The sequence below is a fragment of the Clostridium sp. RTP31139st1_H3_RTP31139_211217 genome (genome assembly GCF_040227035.1).
GTDB classification, from domain to species: domain Bacteria; phylum Bacillota; class Clostridia; order Clostridiales; family Clostridiaceae; genus Clostridium; species Clostridium saudiense.
The window spans coordinates 1-3,117 of the sequence record NZ_JBCOAB010000098.1 but is presented as its reverse complement, the minus strand read 5'-3'; the positions used below and the strand labels follow the sequence as shown (position 1 = coordinate 3,117).

Annotated in this window: 3 protein-coding genes; all 3 read right to left on the bottom strand. The window is 26.4% G+C overall.

Translation table 11 applies throughout. The annotated features are described in order from the left end of the window. Positions 1-268: 268 nt before the first annotated feature. Genes ABUA17_RS18585 through ABUA17_RS18575 form a run of 3 tightly spaced genes read right to left on the bottom strand, consistent with a single transcriptional unit; the run spans position 269 to position 2,613 of the window. Positions 269-922, bottom strand: a complete 654-nt coding sequence (locus ABUA17_RS18585; protein WP_042403041.1) for an ABC transporter ATP-binding protein — start codon at positions 920-922, stop codon at positions 269-271. Positions 923-929: 7 nt separating this feature from the next. Further along, on the bottom strand, positions 930-1,667 hold the full coding sequence (locus ABUA17_RS18580; RefSeq protein WP_042403037.1) for an ABC transporter permease: 738 nt from the start codon (positions 1,665-1,667) through the stop codon (positions 930-932). Continuing rightward, positions 1,642-2,613 carry a substrate-binding domain-containing protein gene (locus tag ABUA17_RS18575; RefSeq protein ID WP_042403032.1) on the bottom strand — a complete coding sequence of 324 codons (972 nt, stop codon included), beginning with the start codon at positions 2,611-2,613 and terminating at the stop codon, positions 1,642-1,644. The genes ABUA17_RS18580 and ABUA17_RS18575 overlap by 26 nt, the downstream gene beginning before the upstream one ends. Positions 2,614-3,117: the final 504 nt, after the last annotated feature.

The window sequence follows — 3,117 nt, the reverse complement described above, 5'->3', positions numbered from 1 at the left end:
TCTTTGTTTTAAGACTCTCAAAAGAATTGCTGGTTTACTTTAACTATATTCTGTTCAATTTTCAAAGACCATTTACTTCGTCGCCCTCAAGCGACTTTCTCATCTTATCATTTATTACGATTCATGTCAACACTTTTTTTAAAAGTTTTTGTTATGTCTCGTAATTGACAATGACTATCTTATCACTTCAAAAGTTAGTTGTCAACAACTTATTTTTATAAGTTTTTTAACCACTTCATCATCAGCGACGTGTTTTATATTAACACTATTAATTAAACTCGTCAATAGATTTATATAAATTTTCTACAATATTTTTTATCTTTACTCCTTCTGCTGTTTCCAATATCCTTACCGGTCTTCCCCCTAATAAATACACAATGTCTGATAGCTTTATTATTTCATCTATACTATGTGTTACTAATATAATAGTAACTATACTTTTTTTTCTTAACTCCATTACTAAGTTAATCATTTCATGTTTGCTTTTAATATCTAATGATTTAAAAGGTTCATCCATTAATATTATATCTGGACTTCCTATTAACGCACGTGCAAAATTTATTCTTTGTCTCATTCCTCCACTAAGTTCATTAGGATAACTATTTTTAAATTCTATCAATCCAATATCTTTTAAAATCTTATCAATTTCTTTTTCTATTTTTTCTTTATCAAAGTACTGTTTTGCAATAATTTTTAAATTAACATATATATTTTCCCAAGGAATTAAATTATCATTTTGAAAAACAAATGCTATTTTTTTATTTTCAAAACAATATTTTTGAGAAATATAATTTAATAACGTTGTTTTGCCACATCCTGACTTTCCAATAATACAATTTATCTTTCCTCTTTTAAATTCTATATTAAAATTTTTATATATTTCATTATCATTATATTTAAAATTTATATTTTTTATTATCATTCTTACCTCATTTATTAAAACTCTTATCCATTATAAAATCAAAAATACAAACTATCAGTGCTATTATAATCATCCATGCGATAACTGCAGCAGTATTTAACTGTATCTTTTCAAATTGTATATTAGATCCTATGCCATATTGTGGCTGAGAATATACCTCACCAGATATAACAACTTTAAATATTAAGGATATTGTTGAAGTCAATATCTTTTTAATTTCTATATAAATCACAGGCATTATTACAAATCTTAGTTTATCACTCCTTGATACTCTATAAACTCTAACCATATGTAATAATCCCTCATCTATATTAAGTAATGAATTTAAAGTTGCCTCATAAAAAATAGGAAATGAAATTACTATACCTATTATCGTTGGTGCAAAATCTTTAGACGTCCATATTAATAATAATACTATAAATGCCATAGTCGGTATTGCCTTTAAAAATACTGTTATTGGATATAAAAAATTATATATAAATTTACTAAAATAACTCCCAATGCCTAAAATTACTGCAATTATTATAGATACTATAAAACTTTTTATACATCTAAAAATGCTATTAAATACTAACCTTAAAAACTGTTCTCTTGATATTATTCTATGCATCTCATTTAAAACATCAAAAAAAGAAGGCAAAAGTAGCCTATTATTAAAACTAATAGCTACCACTTGCCAAACTAATATAATCACAGCAATAGAAATCATTAAATATTTTTTATTTCTTAATGAATATTGCGTCATACCCTCCATTTTCTCCTTTATTATTTTCATCTATAATAGAAAAATATGTTTCATATTCTTGTTCACAATTTTCTATTTTTGTAAAAGCTAAATTACTATTTTTCATTGATTTATCAATTACATCTTTATTTACAGTTATATCAAGTTTTTCACACTGTTCTGCTGCTAACTCAGGATTATTTATTGCCCAATCCTCAGATTCAATAAATTTATTTATAATTTCATCATATAATCCAGAATCTTTTATCGTATTATAAAACTCTTCTTTAATTAATAATGTTGATTGTGGATATCCATTTTCAACATCATGTACTTTTTTCCATTCATCATTTAAATTACATATGATTTTTATATTTTCATTTTTAGCCATTACAGTTGATAGCACCGGCTCTGGTAACACTGCATACTTAGCTTGTCCGCTCATGACCAACGGTGCAAGCTCTGATGCTGCTCCAACATATGAAAAAGTAATATTATTCTCATTAACATTATTATTTTGTAATATATCTTTAAATACTATATCAGGTGTAAGACCTTTTCCTGTATTATATATTTCACATCCCTCTAAATCTAATAAGCTGTCTACTTCTTCTGTTGACACTAAATATAATGATCCCCATCCAATAGTTCCTGCAATCTTATAACCTAAATCTTTCTTATATGCTTGTAATGCCAGATTTGAAGGAACTATAGCCAAGTCAGACTCACCCTTCATTAATTCTGATAAAAGCGTATCTGTTGTCTTTTCTATAGAGCAATTTATAGTAATCTCTTCATCATTTGATTCATCAGATATTAAATTGCTTATTGCTATTGCTGGTAATCCATCTGGACATATTAATGTAGCACTTATATTTTCCTTAGTGATTTTATTATCCTTTTGACCACATGATACTAATAGTACTGAAAATATTACTATTGATATAATACTTAATATTTTTTTCATTTTAATCACCTCGCACTAAATTTTACCATATTATCATATTTACTTCCATATATTTTCATTTTATCATACTACTTCCTTATAAAAATTAATTGTTATTTATATATTTCATATAATAAAAAATGAATTTATCTAACTCTGTTTAATCTATTGGCACTCTTTATTGCGTCTTAGTATAAAGAATTTAACGGAATATTAAAACGCTACTTTTTCTTAACAAGAAAGATACCTAGTATAAACTAAGTATCTTCTTACGTTCAACATCCATCGTGACAATTTTTAATACTTCGATTAACCTTCACTAAATTGTACGAAAAGTGAATATTATATCTTTTGCCTCTCCCAGTGGAAAAACAACACGTTGCTCTTTATCCTTTAACTATAATTTAATATAACAAAAAAAGATACCTAGTATAAACTAAGTATCTTCTTACCTGGCAACGTTCTACTCTTCCACACAGTCCCCCGTGCAGTACCATCGACGCTGTAGAGCTTAACTTTCCTGTT

Bases quoted from the DNA above. Each gene is read 5' to 3' on its own strand.
- ABUA17_RS18585 (WP_042403041.1), bottom strand. From the start codon at position 922: ATGATAATAAAAAATATAAATTTTAAATATAATGATAATGAAATATAT.
- ABUA17_RS18580 (WP_042403037.1), bottom strand. From the start codon at position 1,667: ATGACGCAATATTCATTAAGAAATAAAAAATATTTAATGATTTCTATT.
- ABUA17_RS18575 (WP_042403032.1), bottom strand. From the start codon at position 2,613: ATGAAAAAAATATTAAGTATTATATCAATAGTAATATTTTCAGTACTA.